Annotated in this window: 17 protein-coding genes; 8 read left to right on the forward strand and 9 right to left on the reverse strand. The window is 55.8% G+C overall.

Annotation, left to right across the window (positions count from 1 at the left end):
* Nucleotides 1-6: 6 nt before the first annotated feature.
* A complete protein-coding gene (locus KHU29_RS07105; protein WP_211452140.1) occupies nucleotides 7-828 on the reverse strand; it encodes a GntR family transcriptional regulator in 822 nt (273 codons plus the stop codon).
* Nucleotides 829-1,147: 319 nt separating this feature from the next.
* Here KHU29_RS07105 and KHU29_RS07110 point away from each other — a divergent pair, with 319 nt between their 5' ends.
* On the forward strand, nucleotides 1,148-2,551 hold the full coding sequence (locus KHU29_RS07110) for a GGDEF domain-containing protein (protein ID WP_425514451.1): 1,404 nt from the start codon (nucleotides 1,148-1,150) through the stop codon (nucleotides 2,549-2,551).
* A 101-nt stretch (nucleotides 2,552-2,652) separates the two neighbouring features.
* Here the strand turns inward: KHU29_RS07110 and KHU29_RS07115 are convergent, their stop codons facing one another.
* The 4 genes from KHU29_RS07115 to pepN all read right to left on the reverse strand — a co-directional run bounded on the left by KHU29_RS07115 (nucleotide 2,653) and on the right by pepN (nucleotide 7,658).
* Nucleotides 2,653-3,210: a DUF2726 domain-containing protein gene (locus tag KHU29_RS07115; protein WP_211452142.1), complete on the reverse strand. Its 558-nt coding sequence runs from the start codon at nucleotides 3,208-3,210 to the stop codon at nucleotides 2,653-2,655.
* 219 nt (nucleotides 3,211-3,429) lie between these two features.
* Complete coding sequence (locus KHU29_RS07120) at nucleotides 3,430-3,714, reverse strand: hypothetical protein (protein ID WP_211452143.1); 285 nt, start codon at nucleotides 3,712-3,714, stop codon at nucleotides 3,430-3,432.
* Nucleotides 3,715-3,892: 178 nt separating this feature from the next.
* Entirely contained in the window at nucleotides 3,893-4,894 is a 1,002-nt protein-coding gene (locus KHU29_RS07125) for a class 1 fructose-bisphosphatase (protein ID WP_211452144.1), read from the reverse strand.
* Between the two features lie 52 nt (nucleotides 4,895-4,946).
* Nucleotides 4,947-7,658, reverse strand: a complete 2,712-nt coding sequence (pepN, locus tag KHU29_RS07130; protein ID WP_211452145.1) for an aminopeptidase N — start codon at nucleotides 7,656-7,658, stop codon at nucleotides 4,947-4,949.
* Nucleotides 7,659-8,197: 539 nt separating this feature from the next.
* Here pepN and KHU29_RS07135 point away from each other — a divergent pair.
* The gene (locus tag KHU29_RS07135) at nucleotides 8,198-8,830 is read left to right on the forward strand and encodes a DUF4136 domain-containing protein (RefSeq protein ID WP_211452146.1); all 633 of its coding nucleotides are present in this window, start codon (nucleotides 8,198-8,200) and stop codon (nucleotides 8,828-8,830) included.
* A gap of 102 nt (nucleotides 8,831-8,932) precedes the next feature.
* Here the strand turns inward: KHU29_RS07135 and KHU29_RS07140 are convergent, their stop codons facing one another.
* The 4 genes from KHU29_RS07140 to KHU29_RS07155 all read right to left on the reverse strand — a co-directional run bounded on the left by KHU29_RS07140 (nucleotide 8,933) and on the right by KHU29_RS07155 (nucleotide 12,735).
* A complete protein-coding gene (locus tag KHU29_RS07140; protein WP_211452147.1) occupies nucleotides 8,933-9,112 on the reverse strand; it encodes a hypothetical protein in 180 nt (59 codons plus the stop codon).
* A gap of 7 nt (nucleotides 9,113-9,119) precedes the next feature.
* Entirely contained in the window at nucleotides 9,120-10,094 is a 975-nt protein-coding gene (locus tag KHU29_RS07145; RefSeq protein WP_211452148.1) for a quinone oxidoreductase family protein, read from the reverse strand.
* Between the two features lie 102 nt (nucleotides 10,095-10,196).
* Nucleotides 10,197-11,108 carry a DMT family transporter gene (locus KHU29_RS07150; RefSeq protein WP_211452149.1) on the reverse strand — a complete coding sequence of 304 codons (912 nt, stop codon included), beginning with the start codon at nucleotides 11,106-11,108 and terminating at the stop codon, nucleotides 10,197-10,199.
* A 127-nt stretch (nucleotides 11,109-11,235) separates the two neighbouring features.
* On the reverse strand, nucleotides 11,236-12,735 hold the full coding sequence (locus KHU29_RS07155; RefSeq protein ID WP_211452150.1) for a helicase HerA-like C-terminal domain-containing protein: 1,500 nt from the start codon (nucleotides 12,733-12,735) through the stop codon (nucleotides 11,236-11,238).
* A 136-nt stretch (nucleotides 12,736-12,871) separates the two neighbouring features.
* Here KHU29_RS07155 and KHU29_RS07160 point away from each other — a divergent pair, with 136 nt between their 5' ends.
* The 6 genes from KHU29_RS07160 to rlmH all read left to right on the forward strand — a co-directional run bounded on the left by KHU29_RS07160 (nucleotide 12,872) and on the right by rlmH (nucleotide 17,789).
* Entirely contained in the window at nucleotides 12,872-13,597 is a 726-nt protein-coding gene (locus tag KHU29_RS07160) for a YebC/PmpR family DNA-binding transcriptional regulator (protein WP_211452151.1), read from the forward strand.
* Nucleotides 13,598-13,616: 19 nt separating this feature from the next.
* On the forward strand, nucleotides 13,617-14,891 hold the full coding sequence (gene purD / locus KHU29_RS07165; RefSeq protein ID WP_211452152.1) for a phosphoribosylamine--glycine ligase: 1,275 nt from the start codon (nucleotides 13,617-13,619) through the stop codon (nucleotides 14,889-14,891).
* A gap of 141 nt (nucleotides 14,892-15,032) precedes the next feature.
* Entirely contained in the window at nucleotides 15,033-15,971 is a 939-nt protein-coding gene (hemF, locus tag KHU29_RS07170; RefSeq protein WP_211452153.1) for an oxygen-dependent coproporphyrinogen oxidase, read from the forward strand.
* 14 nt (nucleotides 15,972-15,985) lie between these two features.
* Nucleotides 15,986-16,666, forward strand: a complete 681-nt coding sequence (locus tag KHU29_RS07175) for a nicotinate-nucleotide adenylyltransferase (protein ID WP_211452154.1) — start codon at nucleotides 15,986-15,988, stop codon at nucleotides 16,664-16,666.
* Nucleotides 16,667-17,296, forward strand: coding sequence for a ribosome silencing factor (rsfS, locus tag KHU29_RS07180; protein WP_211452155.1), 630 nt, complete (start codon nucleotides 16,667-16,669; stop codon nucleotides 17,294-17,296).
* Between the two features lie 22 nt (nucleotides 17,297-17,318).
* Entirely contained in the window at nucleotides 17,319-17,789 is a 471-nt protein-coding gene (gene rlmH / locus KHU29_RS07185; RefSeq protein WP_092358986.1) for a 23S rRNA (pseudouridine(1915)-N(3))-methyltransferase RlmH, read from the forward strand.
* The last annotated feature ends 56 nt before the right edge of the window (nucleotides 17,790-17,845 follow it).

Below are 17,845 nucleotides of genomic sequence, written 5' to 3' on the forward strand. Positions count from 1 at the left end.
TCCCGGTTATTCGGAGGCAGCACCACGCTTGCTGCGCGTCTTGCTGTCAAGCTTGCGTGTCGGCTGTGGCGAGGCTACGACGGCGGCAGCTTTGCGCTCTATCTGTAAGCGATACTGGAAGGCATCGCCGCGGAAGTACAGGTATTCGAAGTCCAGCGGCGTGCGGTCGGCGCGATGCGTCAAACGCTGTAGACGCAGTAATGCCGTGCCTTCCGGCACACGCAACGCATGCGCCAGGGTGACATCGGCCAGCAAGGCGTCGATTTGCAAATCGGCATGGCCCAGTGCGATGCCGTAGTCATTCTCCAAGATCAGAAAGATATCCCGCGTCGCCAGGTCTTCCTTGCGCAAACTTTCACCGATTTCCTGCGGTAAATAAGTAATCTCAAGGGAAACCGGCTCGCGATTCAGAAAGCGGATGCGCTTGATTTCGGTGATCGGTGCGCCGGCGCTCAACCCGAATTGCTGCGCCACCTTAGGCGGCGCCTCGATAATCTTGTGACTGGTTACCTGATTGTAGATTTCATAACCCATGCGCGACATCGCCTCGGCAAAGCCCTCCAACTGTGTCAGTTGCTGGAAGGCTTTCGGCTTCGACACGAAGCTGCCCTTGCCGGGAATCTTGAAAATCACGCCCTCCTTCTGCAAATCGCTCAAGGCCTGGCGGATAGTGATGCGGCTTACCCCGAAAATCGTGCTCATTTCACTTTCCGCAGGTAGTTGGGCATGCGGCGCATAACTACCGTCCAGTATGCGTTCGCGCAGATTTTCCCTGACCTGGGTATACAGGGGAACCGGCGACAGCTGCAGCGTACGAAAATTTTTCATGATGCATTCCCACCTGTTATGACAGGTTATGTCGATAGCACTGGATGCTACGGAGAATGCCGTATGGCGTGAACGAATCAATTTACAGATGCTTATGCGAAATTCCAGCTACAGCTATCTATGCGCGGCGCGGTAGCAGAATTTGCTCCGCCTTAAAAAGATATCTATTTTGCAAGCACTTACATCGCAAGGATCTACGTGATATAAATTGGTTGCAACCTTGCTTGCCGGAATTTGTTTTCGACTGTAAATTTGTGAACTGACGTGCCGCCGCCATGCGACGGAAATGACGGAACCATCATCTCGGTGAAGGATGCATATGGACATGAGCGCAACAATCGGCGTGCGGCCGGAGCCAATCCGCCGAGTGACCAAATTTTATGCCGGCTTCTTGCTTGCCGCCTTCGCACTGTCTCCCGCTGCCCTGATTGCCTACCTGTATTTCTTCCAGGATCCAGCGCTCAAATTCGACAGCCATCTGGCCCATGAAATCGCCATTGCTGCGGCCACCCTTGAAGGTCTTTTTGTTACCTATGTGAGTTGGCGCTGCTATCTATCGTCCGGTGAACCGCTGTTGCGCTGGCTGACCTTGGGTTTTCTCGGTTTCACCCTGATCTATGCCCTGCACGGCGTGTTTACCGGCATGGCGCATCACAACATCTGGCTATTCCTGCTGTATGGTCCGGCATCCCGCTTTGTCATGGCGATCCTGCTGCTGATTGGCTTGCTGTCGTTCAACCTGGAACCGGACACGCAGGAACAACGCGTCAATCCGCGCTCATGGCTGATATGGGTAGCGGTGTTCTTGCTGATCGACATAGCGGTCGCGATTGTCGCCTACTCGCCAATTGCCGGCAGTCCGGCGGTGCGCCTGACGATGGAAGGCGGTGCGCTGTTCTTTTCCGCTGTCAACCTTACTATCATGCTGGTCGGGCGCATCCGCTCGCCGCTGATGACGATTTTCGGGATTTCTATCGCTTTGTTCGGTTTGTCATCGCTGGCCTTCATCCTTGGCCGTCCGTGGAATCATATGTGGTGGCTGGCGCATGCCGTCTTTGCCGGCGGCTTTTTCTTCCTCAGCTACGGCATCATCCAGGCTTTTCACACCACGCGTTCATTCGCCAATATCTACAATCAGGAAGAAATGGTGAATCGGCTGGCGATGGCGATGGTCAGGACAGAAAATGCATTGCAAGAATTACAGCATAGTAACCAGATGCTGGAGCATCTGGCATCCACCGATCCTTTGACCGGCGCCTCCAACCGGCGTCATTTTATCGAATGCGTGGATGCTGAAATCGCCAGGGCCAAACGGGACAACCTGTCGTTTTCCCTGCTGGCGCTCGATCTGGATAATTTCAAGTCCGTCAACGATCATTTCGGCCATCAGGTAGGCGATGAAGTGTTGCAGGGCTTCGTGCAGAAATGCCTGGAAGAGATTCGCCCCTATGACAGAGTGGCGCGCATGGGTGGCGAGGAGTTCATGATTTTACTGCCGCAGGCAACGCTGGAGGTGGCAATGGCGATCGGCGAACGCATCCGTTCAACCACCGAAAACGCCGTGTTTACGAGCGTCGCGGTCCCCAAAGTGATACTCACCGTGAGTATCGGCGTATCGCAGTTTGGGCATGATGGCAAGACCATCGACACGATTTTCCGTGCTGCGGACGAGCGTCTTTATCGCGCAAAAAACCATGGCCGTAACTGCGTGGTGACGGCATGAGACGTATCGTTGAAGCCGGGCCGTCGACACGGCTCAGCTGTACTAGTCGAGCCTTGATTTGGCTGACGGCAGTATCTGGTCAAAAACTGAGCTTGTGCAGTTCAGCCCGCACCGGTATTGCGGTACTTTCCTAAGCCGATGCCAAAAATGCTGGTTTGATGGCTCTTGCTTTTCACCACGCGCAGCTTTTTGCTCGGGTCCAATAATGTAAACCGTTCTCTGATGTCAGCTTCACTCGGCAGTGAATTTGCGCGCCACCTGATGATGTCGATGCCGGCCTTTTTCAGCGCCTTGTACTTTTGCTCATCCTCTTTGCTGAGGGTCTTGTTGTTATGATTCTTGGTGTCTATTTCAATTACCGCAACCACGTCACTGGCTTTATCGCAAATCACGAAATCCAGATTCTTCGATGTCAGGGTATCCAGGCCGCCACTGTCTTTAGTGCCAAGGCAACGGCTCAAGCCGACTTGTGCCAGCACCATGTAATCCGGCAATGCGCCGACCAGACGCCAGTACATGACTTGCTCATTGTTCGACAAAGGCTTTTTCTTGATGTATTCGCGGCGCTTCTGCTGAGTCGCCTGCTTCTCCCGAGTCAACACGGCGATAACCGCCATGACAATGATCGTGAGCACCGTCAGTGCAATGATTGCTTTCATTATTATGTTTCCCCCTGGTTGAACGCAGCGGTCATTATATTTCCATATGGAAATATAATGAAGCCAAAAATGCACTGCTACCAGTAGATTTGCTCTAATCGAAAGCACAAATCAGGCATGCCCGGGGACTGGCGGAGGAAGGGAGGGCGGAAGGTGTCGATCTTCCCTTGTAAACCCTGTCAGTCCGCTGAACTGAGCTGACAGTATCAAACTGAAATGCTACTCGCTTAAACCGAAAATCGCGTCGTAGCCGTTCTTGGCGCGATCCACTTCGTCCAATTCATTGCTCAAGCCCAGGTCTTCCAACTCTTCCGACGCATTGATGAACTGCTTGCTGCTGGAAGCGCCGATAACGCGGTAGATTTCTTGTTTTGCATTGCGGATGCCGAGCAATATCTGCTCTTGCCTGACAACGTTCAGCTCTACCGTCTTGATCAGTAGATTGGTCATGATATCGTGATCGAATTCGGGGATATCCTTATCTCCGATTAGTGCTGTTTTCAATCTGTTCCTCTTGTATTCATTGATAATTTTTTTGCAAATGCGTTTTCGGCAAATGCGTTTTTCTGCAAGTACGTTTGCTGCAGGTATGCGATTTTACTAGGTCTGGCATTTTGCCGTCATCGCACTCCGCGAAGTGCCTGATCTGCATCAGACCAGGCTTTGCGGAGAGGGTTCCTGATTATTCCTGATGGTACCGCGTCACCAGTTCGACTTCGCTCTTGGAACCGAGGAAAACCGGCACACGCTGGTGCAATTTCTCAGGCTGGATATCCAGGATCGCCTGCTTGCCGTCAGTTGCCGCGCCGCCGGCTTGTTCGACGATGAAGGCCATCGGGTTGGCTTCGTACATCAGGCGCAGCTTGCCTGGCTTGTCCGGTTCACGCGCATCGGCCGGATACATGAAGATGCCACCGCGGTTCAGGATACGATGGACGTCGGCCACCATCGATGCAATCCAGCGCATGTTGAAATCTTTTTGACGCGGACCGGTGCTGCCGGCCAGCATTTCGTTGACGTAACGTGTGACCGGCGCATGCCAGTGGCGAGCGTTGGAAGAGTTGATCGCGAATTCCTTGGTCTCGGCCGGGATTTGCATGTCGCGCTGGGTCAATACCCACGAACCCATCTCACGGTCCAACGTGAAACAATGCACGCCGTTGCCTGTAGTCAGCACCAGCATGGTTTGCGGGCCGTACACGGCGTAGCCGGCAGCGACCTGCTTGCGGCCTGACTGCATGAAATCCTGTTCGGTCGGTGAACTCATGCCGTCCGGCGCTTTCAGCACCGAAAAAATAGTGCCGATAGAGACATTCACATCGATATTGCTGGAGCCGTCGAGCGGATCGAACAACAGCAAGTATTCGCCTTGCGGATAGCGGTTTGGAATCGGATGGATGGATTCCATTTCTTCCGAAGCCATGGCGGCCAGGTGACCACCCCACTCGTTGGCTTCCAGCAGGATTTCATTGGAAATGATATCCAGCTTTTTCTGAACTTCGCCTTGCACGTTCTCGCTGTCGGCGCTGCCCAGCACTTCACCCAGTGCACCTTTGCCGACGGCGTGGCTGATGGTTTTGCAGGCGCGGCCGACTACTTCGATCAGCAAGCGCAGTTCTGCCGGAATGCTGTTGTGCAAACGTTGCTGCTCTATCAAATGCTGGGTAAGACTGATACGTTTCATATTGCTCTTTCTCTATTGTGGCTTTTCACTGAAATGCAGTGAAATGAAAAACTCAATTGGCTAGCGCTTTGCCGATGACTTCCAGGACATCTTTCGACAAGTTCGGTGCTGCTGCGACGCGCTGCAAAGCGGCACGCATTTTTTCCTGCAGCGCCGGCGCATATTTGCGCCAGCGATCCAGACTGCGTGCCAGGCGCGCCGCAACCTGCGGATTGACACCGTTGAGTGCGATCACCTGGTCTGCCCAGAATTCATAACCGCTGCCGTCGACAGCATGGAAATTGACCGGATTGCTGCCGCAGAAACTAAAAATCAAGCTGCGTGCACGGTTCGGATTTTTCAGCGTGAAGGCTGGATGTTCCGACAAAGTGCGGATAGCCGCAACATCGGCAGTGTAAGCCGTAGCTTGCAGAGCGAACCACTTGTCGATAACCAGCGCTTCCTGTTCGAAATCCTTATAGAATTTTTCCAGGGCCGCGGCCTTCCCCGGCGCGCTGCTGTTAGTCAGCGCGACCAGTGCGGCCAAGCGGTCGGTCATGTTGTTGGCGTTATCGTATTGTTGCTGTGCCAGTGCATGCGCGTCGGCATCATCGGCCTGGATCAGATACGACAGGGCCACGTTCTTCAATGCGCGCTTGCCGGACGCCTCTGCATCGGGGCTGTAAGCGCCCGGTGTCTGGTTGGCGTGATAAGCGGTCAACAGATCATCCTTGAGCGCCCGGCCTAGTTTGCCGCGCAGGTATTGACGCGACCTGTGGATCGCTTGCGGGTCGATCACTTCGGTCTGCTCTGCCAGCAGCGCTTCCGATGGCAGTGTCAAGGCTTGCTCACGGAAAGCGGCGTCAAGTGTTGCGTCGTTAAGTATCAAGCCGAATGCCGTGCCCAAGGCGCCGCTATGCGAGGCTGCATTGTTCAAGACATCTTGCAGCGCCAGCACATGGCCGCCTTGCGAGGCATCCTGTACCGCAGCAGTCAACGCCAGCAAGCTACGGGTAGCCAGGCGCTGACCGGCTTCCCATCGATTGAACGGATCGCTGTCGTGCGCCAGCAGGAAGGCCAGCTCGGCATCGCTGTATTCAACGTCCAGCACTACCGGCGCAGAGAAATTACGCAAGATCGACGGCACCGGCGCTTCGGCCACATCGACGAAACGGAAAGTCTGCTGCGCTTTGGTCAACTCAAGTACACGCGTAGTTTCATCGGCGGTACTACCTTTGCCGTCCGTGCTCAGGCGCAGCGCCATGTCCTTGCCGTTCGCGTCGAGCAGGCCGACCGCAACCGGGATATGGAACGGCAATTTCTTGACCTGGCCCGGTGTTGCGGCGCAGGTCTGCGACAGTGTCAGCTCATAGGTTTTCCTGGCAGCGTCGTATTTGCTCTGCACTTGCACCCGCGGCGTGCCGGCCTGGCTGTACCAGCGTTCGAACTGGCTCAGGTCGCGGCCGTTGGCATCTACCATCGCGGCGCGGAAATCATCGCATTCGACTGCGTGGCCATCGTGGCGTTCGAAGTACAGGTCCATGCCCTTGCGGAAGCCGTCGCGGCCAAACAAAGTCTGGTACATGCGCACTACTTCAGCGCCCTTTTCATAAATCGTGACGGTGTAGAAATTATTGATTTCGACGTAGGAATCAGGCCGCACCGAATGCGCCATCGGGCCGGCGTCTTCTGGGAACTGCGCCTGGCGCAAGACACGCACATCGTCGATCCGCTTGACCGCGCGGCCGCTGTCGGTACCAACCATGTCCGCCGAAAATTCCTGGTCGCGGAATACAGTCAAACCCTCTTTCAAGGACAGCTGGAACCAGTCGCGGCAGGTGACGCGGTTACCGGTCCAGTTGTGGAAATATTCGTGGCCGACTACAGCTTCGATATTGGCGTAGTCGACATCGGTAGCGATACGTGAATTAGCCAAGACATACTTGGTATTGAAAATGTTCAGGCCCTTGTTTTCCATCGCGCCCATGTTGAAGTCGCCGACGGCAACGATCATGAAGCGATCCAGGTCAAGCTCCAGGCCGAAGCGCTCTTCATCCCAGCGAATGCTGTTGATCAGCGAGTCCATGGCGTGCTGGGTCTTGTCGAGGTTGCCGTCTTCTACCCAGACTTGCAGCAAGACTTCGCGGCCGGATTTCAATGTGTACTTTTGTTCCTGGCAAACCAGATTGCCCGCCACCAGCGCAAACAGATAGGACGGCTTCTTGAACGGGTCTTCCCACTTGGCATAGTGGCGGCCGTCGGCCAGATCGCCCTCTTCGATCAGATTGCCGTTCGACAGCAGCACTGGATATTTTTTCTTGTCGGCGCGCAGCATGACGGTGTATTTGGCCATCACATCGGGACGGTCCGGGAAATAGGTAATCTTGCGGAAGCCTTCAGCTTCGCACTGAGTGAAAAAATTGCCGTTGGACACATACAAACCCATCAACGACGTATTTTTTTCCGGATTGGTCAGCGTTTCAATTTCCAGCACGACCTTGGCCGGCGCCGAGGCGATGCGCAATTTTCCCGCTTCCAGCTGGTACTGGCCAGGTTTCAATTGCTTGCCGTTGAGGCGCAACTGCACCAGTTCCAGTTCTTCGCCGAACAAGACGATTTCCTTGCTGCTGCTGGCTGGATTGCGGCGCATCGTGATGCGGGTGGCGATACGGGTCGCTGCGGGGTCGAGGTCGAAGCCCATGTCGACGGTGTCGACCAGGAAGGCAGGAACGGTGTAATCCTTACGAAGGATGGTTAGTGGTGTGGCGGAGGTGTCTGTGCGCATGGAGAGTAGTCTGGTGACGGTTAATTTTGATAACTGCGATTGATAACTACAGCTGATAACTATGGCTGGTAACTACAGTCGGCAACTAGTGGGTCTGCTAAGGATCGCTCAGTGACTTGCTCAATGATTTGGTTAATAACGTGGCTGACAAGGTGGCCGGTTAGTCTCAATAATTCGGGCAGACTGTGATTCTACCAATCAAAGCGCAAAGCTTCATGCAATTTGCAGCGGGACTGCAACGGGATGACAACCTTATCGTAGATCTGGCCCGATTTGGCTATAAGTTGCAAATAAAGGCCTAGAGTGCAAACTTGTTAAAATTATCATAAAATCACTGTTTCTTTTCTATCGAACTGTGCGCCGGCCGCCGAAGTTACAGAGTGTCACAAAGTGATAGAGCAACACTATCAGGACTTGGCTAAAATGACATAGTCCAGCGATGCCCGCCAGTCAGACAGAATTGACGCTGCCAACACCAGATGCTGCCTATCAGGCAAACCATGGAACAGGCCTGCACATCCCCCACGAAGAGGAATTACATGAAACGTATCATCAGTCTCGGTTTAGCTGCGCTTACACTACTGCTGGGCGGCTGCGCCACGGTCATCCGCAGCGACGTTACCGCCTTCAACGAATGGCCGGCCGATTTGCCGAATAAGTCCTATGTGTTCGAACACACGGCGGCACAGAGCAATGATCTGGAATATCGGAATTATGAAAATCTGGTGGGCGCCGAACTACAGCGCCTGGGATTCATACCTGCAGGCAACACCAGCCCACAATTGAAAGTCGCCCTTCTCTATGACATCGCCGCGCACGACGTCCGCGTAGTGGAGCCGGTAGTTGCCGACCCGATGTGGCCCGGCCCTTACGGACCTTACGGCTGGGGCCGGCCAGGGCTGTACAGCCCGTTTTACGATCCGTTCTGGTACGCACCGCAAGTTATAGGCCAACGCGAATACAACTATCAGTTATTCCAGCGTCGCCTGAATATCGCGATCACGCGTGCCGGCAACGGCCAGAAACTGTATGACGTTACCGTCTCCAGCCAAGGCAAGATGAATTCGCTGCCAGCCGTGATGCCGTACATGATACGCAGCGCATTTACCGATTTCCCGGGGAAAAGCGGTGTCCCGCATCAGGTTGAGCTAAAGGTTGAAGATCAAAAATAGAAATCCTGCAGCAATCCCGCAGTAACCCCATATACGACAAAACGGCCTGTGTTCTCATTTCGATGAGACCACAGGCCGTTTTAGTATTGCGCGGGAATATTTTCAGCTATAAAACCATTCGCTGGCAAACGTGATGAAACCGATCAATATCACCGACAGCACCAACACAATCAACAAGCGGCCAAATTTGGGCGAACCTTCACTACCGGTCGCCTGCTCTTCCGGATGATTCATCGGGTTGTCCAGATGCCCATCCTGCTGCTGTTTTAAAGGATCATTCATAACTGCCTCAAGGAATCAAAATAGTTGAGCCAGTGGTTTTGCGCGACTCCAGGTCGATATGCGCTTGCGCCACATCTTTCAAGGCATATCGCTGATTGATTTCAATCGTGATTTTCTTACTATCTACCATCTGGAACAGGTCTGCCGCCGCCGCATCCAGATCGGCGCGACTGGAAATATAACTCGGCAGCGAAGGCCGGGTAATAGTCAGCGAGCCGCGCGAAGCCAGCTCATTCAGGCTGAACGGCGGCACTGCGCCGGAAGCGTTACCGAAACTGACCATGGCGCCCAGCGGCGCCAGGCTATCCAGCGAGCCGATGAAAGTATCCTTGCCAATCGAGTCGTAGACCACCGGCACGCCTTTGCCACCGGTAATTTCCCGGACCCGTTCGACGAAATTTTCGGTCTTGTAGTTGATCACATGGGCACAACCGGCCGTGGTCGCCAACGCCGCTTTTTCAGCTGAGCTGACCGTGCCGATCATCGTTACACCCAGCGCTTTGGCCCATTGGCAGGCAATCAGGCCGACGCCGCCGGCAGCGGCGTGAAACAGGATGGTTTCGCCGCCGCGCAAAGGGAAGGTGCGGCGAAACAAGTATTGCACAGTCAAACCTTGCAGCGTCATCGCTGCAGCGGTATCGAAACTGATGGAATCAGGTAATTTGACCAGGAACGCGGCAGGCATCACACGCGCCTCGGAATACGCACCATTGGGACGCGTGGCATACGACACCCTGTCGCCCACTTTGACGTGCTGCACGCCAGCGCCAACCGCCTCGATCACGCCGGCAGCTTCCTGCCCCAGGCCGCCTGGCAATGGCTGCGGATACAAGCCGGTGCGAAAGTAGACATCGATAAAATTCAAACCGCAAGCGACATGCCGTATCCGCACTTCGCCCAACCCTGGTTCGCCGACCTCCACATCGACATATTCCATCACTTCCGGGCCACCGGTCCTCGACATCCTGATTGCTTTTACCATGATTGTTATCACCTCCAAATAATGCGTCTGACTGCCTCAAATCCCCGTTTTTTTCTCTTGTTTTTGTTTTTGCTTTTGTTTTTGCTTTTGTTTTTTATTTCTTTACGTTTTCTTTTTTGAAATCAGATAAATACCAGCCAACACCAGACCGGTACCGGTCAATTGAATCGCCGTTACCGGTTCCGCCAAAATCAATGCCCCCAAAAACAGGGTGGATACCGGCCCTACCATGCCGGCCTGCGCCGCAGTCGCCGGACCGATGCGCGCCACGGCGATCATCGTCATGAATACCGGCAGCACCGTGCAAAACACGGCATTAATGACCGACAAACCATACACGGCCGGCGGTTGTTGCCACAGAATCGGCAGTGGCCGCAACAGCACGAACTGCAAAATACAAGCGGCACAAGACACACACATCGCGTAAGCCACCAGTCGCATCGCCCCGACCCGATTCACCAGTTCCCCGGACAGCATCAGGTATAGCGCATAACTGATTGCCGCGCCCAGCACCAGCGCACTGCCCAGGCCGACATTCGATCCCCCCAGGCGCACATCGTGCAGGAACACCAGCACGGTTCCCATATAGGAAATCAGTAAAGCAACCCATTCCAGCCAACTCACCCGGCGCCGATAAAACAAGAACGACATCAACAACACGAACGAAGGCGTCAAGAACAAGATCAGGCGCTCCAGCCCGGCAGAAATATACTGCAAGCCGAGAAAATCGAGAAAACTCGACAGGTAGTACCCAATCAGCCCCAGCACCACAATCCGCACCCGGTCGACATTCGACAACGGCGCTTCACTGCGCGCTTTCCACAAGGCTACCGCGGAAAACAAAGGCAACGCAAACAACATGCGAAACGTAATCAGCAACACAGCGTCAACCTGATAACGATATATCAGCTTGGCGACGATCGCCTTGGCGGAAAACAGAATGGCGCCGGCGACCGCGATTGCCAAGCCGCCAAGAAAAATCTGGCGGCTACCAGGGTGTAACTTGCTGCTCATTGCTTGCCCGTGATGGAATTGTAATAGGTATGTGGAAATCGCGTTGCTAAGGGAACGAATAGGAACGAACAAGAAAACTTCGCTCCCTGTCCCGTCCTGAAAGCGCAATCACGGATGACGGACAATCTCACTTCTTTTTCAGCAAGGACCCCAATACGCCGCGGATCAATTCACGGCCGACTTGCGAGCCTATGGTGCGTGCAGCGGATTTGACTACCGCTTGCACCACGCTGTCCTTGCGCCCTGAGCCGCCGCCGAGCAGGCCGCCCAATACGCTGCCCCAGGAAGTGCCGGAATCACTTGAAGAATCAGCACCGGCTTCGGCGCCATTTTTGGTGGCTGGCGCAACAGCGGCGCGCCCCTTCAGTTTTTCATATGCGGACTCGCGATCGATCGCCGTTTCATACACGCCGGCGACGATCGAGGTTGCCATCAGTTGTTTGCGTTCGTCATCGGTGACTGGACCGATTTGCGATGCCGGCGGCAAGATGAAGGCGCGCTCGACGATATTCGGACGGCCTTTCTCATCCAGGAAAGACACCAGCGCTTCGCCGACGCCGAGCTCGCTGATGATTTGCGCGGTATTCAATGCAGGGTTGGCGCGGAAGGTATCGGCGGCGGCTTGCACTGCCTTCTGGTCGCGTGGTGTATAGGCGCGCAACGCATGCTGCACGCGGTTACCCAACTGGCCCAGCACGGTATCGGGAATATCCAGCGGGTTCTGCGTGACGAAGAATACGCCCACGCCCTTGGAGCGGATCAGGCGCACCACTTGCTCGATCTTCTGCAGCAAAGGCTTGGGTGCTTCGCTGAACAGCAAATGGGCTTCATCGAAAAAGAACACCAGCTTCGGCTTGTCCAGATCGCCTACTTCCGGCAGGTGCTCGAACAGTTCCGACAGCATCCACAGCAAAAAGGTGGAATACAGACGCGGTGCGTTCATCAGCTTGTCGGCGGCCAGGATATTCACCACGCCCTTGCCGTTGCCGTCGGTCTGGATCAGGTCGTCGATGTTCAGCATCGGTTCGCCGAAGAATTGCTCTCCACCTTGCTCGCCGATGCCGATCAGGCCACGCTGGATAGCGCCGATGCTGGCTGCGGAAATATTGCCGTATCCGGTCTGGAAGCTGGCGGCGTTATCGCCGACGTGCTGCAGCATCGCACGTAGATCCTTCAGGTCCAGCAACAGCAAGCCGCTATCGTCGGCAATCTTGAAAACCAGCTGCAATACGCCCTGTTGCGTGTCGTTCAGATTGAGCATGCGCGCTAGCAGCAACGGCCCCATATCAGAGATGGTAGCCCGCACCGGATGCCCCTGCACGCCGTACACATCCCAGAAAGTCACAGGCGTAGCCGCCCATTGCGGCTCACCGATTCCGAGCGTTTCGAGGCGCTGCTTGAGCTTGTCCGACGCCGCGCCAGCCTTGCCCATCCCGGACAGGTCGCCTTTGACATCCGCCATGAAGACCGGCACGCCGCTGTCCGACAGTGCTTGCGCGATGACCTGCAAGGTCACGGTTTTACCGGTGCCGGTGGCGCCGGTGATGCAGCCATGGCGGTTCACCAATGCAGGCAGAAGCGTCAGGTCTTGCTGGGCGTTTTTGGCAATCAGGAGGGGATTTGACATGTTTTGGCGGGCTTGGTTGAAAAGGTAAGTAAGGAGATAAGCAAGTGGATTCAGTGGATTTCAGTCGATTTCTGGAAAGTGCGATATGGTAAAATTGCGCTTTGATTATAGCTAACTCAAGCAAGAAAGAACCATCATGGCTGGACACAGCAAATGGGCCAACATTAAGCATAAGAAGGCCGCCACCGATGCCAAACGCGGCAAAATCTGGACCCGGCTGATCAAGGAAATCACCGTTGCGGCCCGTATGGGCGGCGGCGATGTCGATGCCAATCCGCGTTTGCGGCTGGCAATCGACAAGGCATCCGATGCCAATATGCCAAAGGATAACGTAACCCGGGCAATCCAGCGCGGCAGCGGCGGCCTGGACGGTGTCAACTATGAAGAAGTGCGTTACGAAGGTTACGGCATCAACGGCGCCGCCATCATTGTCGATTGCATGACTGACAACAGAATTCGCACCGTGGCCGAAGTCCGCCATGCGTTTTCCAAATTCGGCGGCAACATGGGCACCGAAGGCTCGGTGGCCTTCATGTTCAAGCATTGCGGCCAGTTGCTGTTTGCGCCCGGCACCAATGAGGACGCTCTGATGGAAGCCGCGCTGGAAGCCGGCGCCGAGGATGTCGTTACCGATGACGAAGGCGGGATTGAAGTTATTTCCGCACCGCATGATTTCGCAGCGCTCAAAGAGGCGTTGGAAAAAGCCGGTTTCAAAGCCGAAATGGCCGAAATCATCATGAAGCCGGCGACCGAAACCGTGTTTTCGGGCGACGATGCGATCAAGATGCAAAAGCTGCTCGACGCCCTGGAAAACCTGGACGACGTGCAAGAAATTTACAGTAACGCAGTAATTGAAGACTGACTCGGATCGTAAAATTTTTATGAAAATTCTCGTAGTGGGCTCTGGCGGCCGTGAGCATGCCCTGGCGTGGAAAATCGCCCAATCACCGCGCATACAAACTGTCTACGTGGCGCCTGGCAATGGCGGGACGGCGCTGGATCAGCGGCTGGAAAACATCGACATTACCGATCCTGCGGCGCTGGCGGATTTCGTCGTGCGGGAACATGTCGCGCTTACCGTAGTCGGCCCTGAAACCCCGCTGGCTGCCGGTATCGTGAATATTTTCCGCGACCGCGGCTTGAAGATTTTCGGACCGACACGTGAAGCGGCGCAGCTGGAAAGCTCGAAAGACTTCGCCAAATCGTTCATGCAACGGCATCACATCCCGACTGCCGAATATCAAACCTTCTCCGACGTCAACGCCGCCCATCATTACATCGACCAAAAAGGCGCCCCGATCGTCATCAAGGCCGATGGCCTGGCTGCCGGCAAAGGCGTAGTGGTTGCCATGACCATCGAAGAAGCGCATGGCGCGGTCGATATGATGCTGTCCGATAATCGCCTTGGCGATGCCGGCGCACGCGTGGTGATCGAAGAATTCCTGGCGGGCGAGGAAGCCAGCTTCATCGTCATGGTCGACGGCAAGAACATCTTGCCGCTGGCAACCAGCCAGGACCATAAGCGCCTCAAGGATGACGACCAGGGGCCGAACACCGGCGGCATGGGTGCTTATTCGCCGGCGCCTATCGTCACCCCGGCATTGCACGCGCGCGTCATGCGGGAAATCATTACCCCCACCGTGCAAGGCATGGCCAAGGACGGCATTCCGTTCAGCGGCTTTTTGTATGCCGGCCTGATGATCGACGACAAAGGCAATCCAAAGACACTGGAATTCAATTGCCGCATGGGCGATCCGGAAACCCAGCCGATCATGGCGCGCCTGAAAACCGATCTGCTGACCGTGATGGAACACGCCGTCAGCGGCACGCTGGACACGATTGAACTTGAGTGGGATCGCCGTACTGCGCTGGGTGTGGTGATGGCCGCCGCCGGCTATCCTGACGCTCCGCGCAAGGATGACCTGATTTCCGGGATTCCCGCCGAGACTGCCGACACGGTGACATTCCATGCCGGCACCACCCTCAACGGTGAGCGCCTGACCACTTCCGGTGGCCGGGTTCTATGCGTGGTCGGCCTGGGCGACAGTGTCAAAGTGGCACAGAAGCAGGCTTACAGCGTGGTCGACTCGATTCATTTCAGCGGCGCGCAATTCCGCCGCGATATCGGCTGGCGGGCACTCAAGAAGCATGCCTGATCAGGCAACCATAACACGTAGGGTGGGGCCCCGTGCCCACGCGGGATGTCGCGCCGATGTAGTGCAGCAGTGCGTTTCAGCGTGGGCAAAAGAACTTGCCCACCCTACTTCTTTTAGCGCAAGCACTACTCTTCTCTCCCGATGAGCTCAAACATCACTCCCGACAATCCCGCCGAGGCCGTCAAATCCTACCTGCTGGATCTGCAAGCGCGCATCGTCGCGGCGCTGGAACAGATTGACGGCAAGCCGTTCGGCAGCGATCAATGGCAACGCGCAGAAGGTGGCGGCGGCATTTCGCGCATCATCGAAGAAGGCAACGTACTGGAACGCGGCGGCGTCGGCTTTTCGCACGTGATGGGCAAAAGCCTGCCGCCGTCGGCAGCCGCCAACCGTCCTGAGCTGGCAGGCCGGCACTGGGAAGCCATGGGCGTGTCGCTGGTCATGCATCCGCGTAATCCGTTTGCACCTACCGTGCATATGAACGTGCGCTTCTTTATCGCCAGCGCAGAAGGCCAGGAGCCGGTATGGTGGTTTGGCGGCGGCATCGATCTGACGCCGTATTACGGCTTTGCGGAAGACGTCGAGCACTTTCACCGCACCTGCCGCGATGCTCTGACGCCGTTTGACGATGCCAGCGGCCAGAATGCGGCGCTCTACCCGCGCTTCAAAAAATGGTGCGACGACTACTTCTATCTGAAGCACCGCAAGGAACCACGCGGCGTCGGCGGCATTTTCTTCGACGATTTCAACCAGTTGGGGTTCGAACAGAGCTTTGCCATGATGCAGAGCGTCGGTAACGCTTTCATTCCGGCATATACCCCGATCCTGGCGCGCCGCAAGGATATTCCCTACGGTGAAACCGAGCGCGATTTCCAGGCATATCGTCGCGGCCGGTATGTTGAATTCAATTTAGTGTATGATCGCGGCACTTTGTTCGGTCTGCAATCCGGGGGGCGTACCGAGTCCATCCTGATGTCGATGCCGCCCGTGGTCAAGTGGCGTTACGACTGGCAACCGGCGGCTGGAAGCCCGGAAGCCAAGCTATATACCGATTTTCTGATCCATCGCGAGTGGGTTTGATGGGCAGTTCTCCGATGACATCCAATCAAACCTCCCGGCCCAGGCCCAGGCCATGTATCGCAGTCCTCGGCGGTAGTTTCGATCCGGTCCATAATGGTCATGTGGCGCTGGCGAAATACTTTGTGACCTTGTTGGCGCCAGATGAGTTGCGGGTGATTCCTACCGGCAACCCTTGGCAAAAGCATGGCCTGCAAGCCACTCCGGAGCAACGGGTGGAGATGGTCAGGCGCGCATTTAGCCAGCAAAGCGTAGCGGTCGTCATCGACCAGCAGGAAATCCAGCGGCAGACCGCGACGTATACGATAGATACGCTGCAAGCATTGCGGGCCGAACTTGGGCCGCAAGCGTCTATCGTGTTCCTGATGGGTGCAGACCAGTTGCAGCACTTGAATAGCTGGCAAGGTTGGGATCGCTTGTTTGACTATGCCCATCTGGGCGTGGCCTCGCGGCCCGGTTTTGCCATGGATGAATCACGGGTTCCAGCCGAGGTTACGCGCGAATTTACACGCCGCGCCGCCACCCCGGAGCAGATTCGCCAGAGCGCGCACGGTTTGACCTACCTGGCGAAAAATTTAGCTGTAGACATTTCGGCAACAGAAATTCGTTCCGCGCTGCACAATGCAAAAAGACCCGACACGCTGGTCCCGGCGGCAGTACTGGACTATATTGAACAACATCATCTCTATAAGAATTAAATGGATATCAAAAAACTACAAAGTCTCGTCATCGATGCACTCGAAGACGTCAAAGCCCAAGACATTCGCGTCTACGACACGGTCCACCTGACCGGTTTGTTCGACCGTATCGCGATTGCTTCCGGCACGTCCAATCGCCAAACCAAAGCGCTGGCCGCCTCGGTACGCGATAAGGTCAAGGAAAACGGCGGCACGATTCTCAGCGTCGAAGGCGAAGACACTGGCGAATGGGTGCTGGTCGACATGGGCGACATGGTGGTGCACATCATGCAGCCGGCGATCCGCGCTTACTACCGCCTGGAAGAAATCTGGGGCGACAAGGAAGTCAAGTTCGGCGCAGCCAAACGGCTGTCCACCCAGACTGCAGCTGAAGAAGCAGCGCCGAAGAAGGTTTCGCGCCACCTGACTACTTCGCAAGCATTGAAGGCAGAAGACGAAACACCGAAGAAAGCGCCAGCGCGCAAGAAGCCGGTCAAGACTGACGGTGCCAAGAAGGCCGTCGGCAAAACCATCAAGGTAGCGCCGTCGAAGAGCTCGGTGCCACCGAAGAAGGCTGCAGCGCCAAAGAAAGCACCTGCCAAGAAACCCGCTGTCAAGCGTGCTCCGGCAAAAACCAAAGCAGCTGAATAAGCTGCTGCATCCATAGTTCCTCATGCAGCTCATCATCGCTGCGGTCGGCCACAAGATGCCGGCATGGATAGAAAACGGCTTCGGCGAGTATGCGAAACGCATGCCGCCGGATTGCCGCATCGTCCTCAAGGAAATCAAGCCAGTCGAACGCTCCGGCAGCAAGACCGCTGAAACAGCCATGGCGCTGGAACGCAGCCGGATCGAGGCGGTACTGCCGAAAGGCGTGCGTATCATCGCCCTCGATGAGCGCGGCAAAGACCTTACCAGTGTCCAGTTATCGCAACAGCTGACCCAATGGCAGCGCGACGGGCGTGATGTCGCCTTCATCATTGGCGGCGCCGATGGCCTGGATCCGGAATTCAAGGCCAATGCCGACAGCTTGCTGCGCATCTCCAGCCTGACTTTACCGCACGGCATGGTCAGGGTACTGCTGGCCGAACAACTGTACCGGGCCTGGTCGATTACCCAGAACCATCCTTATCACCGGGTCTGAACCCTTTGAAGCCTTTGAGCCTCTTCGGCGCGCCAATAAGCCACCCAATACCCATG

The organism is Collimonas antrihumi (genome assembly GCF_018304965.1).
GTDB lineage: Bacteria > Pseudomonadota > Gammaproteobacteria > Burkholderiales > Burkholderiaceae_D > Collimonas > Collimonas antrihumi.

What these genes read in the sequence shown, in the direction of transcription:
- KHU29_RS07105 (WP_211452140.1), bottom strand. Translation starts at nt 828, where the DNA reads ATGAAAAATTTTCGTACGCTGCAGCTGTCGCCGGTTCCCCTGTATACC.
- KHU29_RS07110 (WP_425514451.1), top strand. Translation starts at nt 1,148, where the DNA reads ATGGACATGAGCGCAACAATCGGCGTGCGGCCGGAGCCAATCCGCCGA.
- KHU29_RS07115 (WP_211452142.1), bottom strand. Translation starts at nt 3,210, where the DNA reads ATGAAAGCAATCATTGCACTGACGGTGCTCACGATCATTGTCATGGCG.
- KHU29_RS07125 (WP_211452144.1), bottom strand. Translation starts at nt 4,894, where the DNA reads ATGAAACGTATCAGTCTTACCCAGCATTTGATAGAGCAGCAACGTTTG.
- pepN (WP_211452145.1), bottom strand. Translation starts at nt 7,658, where the DNA reads ATGCGCACAGACACCTCCGCCACACCACTAACCATCCTTCGTAAGGAT.
- KHU29_RS07135 (WP_211452146.1), top strand. Translation starts at nt 8,198, where the DNA reads ATGAAACGTATCATCAGTCTCGGTTTAGCTGCGCTTACACTACTGCTG.
- KHU29_RS07140 (WP_211452147.1), bottom strand. Translation starts at nt 9,112, where the DNA reads ATGAATGATCCTTTAAAACAGCAGCAGGATGGGCATCTGGACAACCCG.
- KHU29_RS07145 (WP_211452148.1), bottom strand. Translation starts at nt 10,094, where the DNA reads ATGGTAAAAGCAATCAGGATGTCGAGGACCGGTGGCCCGGAAGTGATG.
- KHU29_RS07150 (WP_211452149.1), bottom strand. Translation starts at nt 11,108, where the DNA reads ATGAGCAGCAAGTTACACCCTGGTAGCCGCCAGATTTTTCTTGGCGGC.
- KHU29_RS07155 (WP_211452150.1), bottom strand. Translation starts at nt 12,735, where the DNA reads ATGTCAAATCCCCTCCTGATTGCCAAAAACGCCCAGCAAGACCTGACG.
- KHU29_RS07160 (WP_211452151.1), top strand. Translation starts at nt 12,872, where the DNA reads ATGGCTGGACACAGCAAATGGGCCAACATTAAGCATAAGAAGGCCGCC.
- purD (WP_211452152.1), top strand. Translation starts at nt 13,617, where the DNA reads ATGAAAATTCTCGTAGTGGGCTCTGGCGGCCGTGAGCATGCCCTGGCG.
- hemF (WP_211452153.1), top strand. Translation starts at nt 15,033, where the DNA reads ATGAGCTCAAACATCACTCCCGACAATCCCGCCGAGGCCGTCAAATCC.
- KHU29_RS07175 (WP_211452154.1), top strand. Translation starts at nt 15,986, where the DNA reads ATGACATCCAATCAAACCTCCCGGCCCAGGCCCAGGCCATGTATCGCA.
- rsfS (WP_211452155.1), top strand. Translation starts at nt 16,667, where the DNA reads ATGGATATCAAAAAACTACAAAGTCTCGTCATCGATGCACTCGAAGAC.
- rlmH (WP_092358986.1), top strand. Translation starts at nt 17,319, where the DNA reads ATGCAGCTCATCATCGCTGCGGTCGGCCACAAGATGCCGGCATGGATA.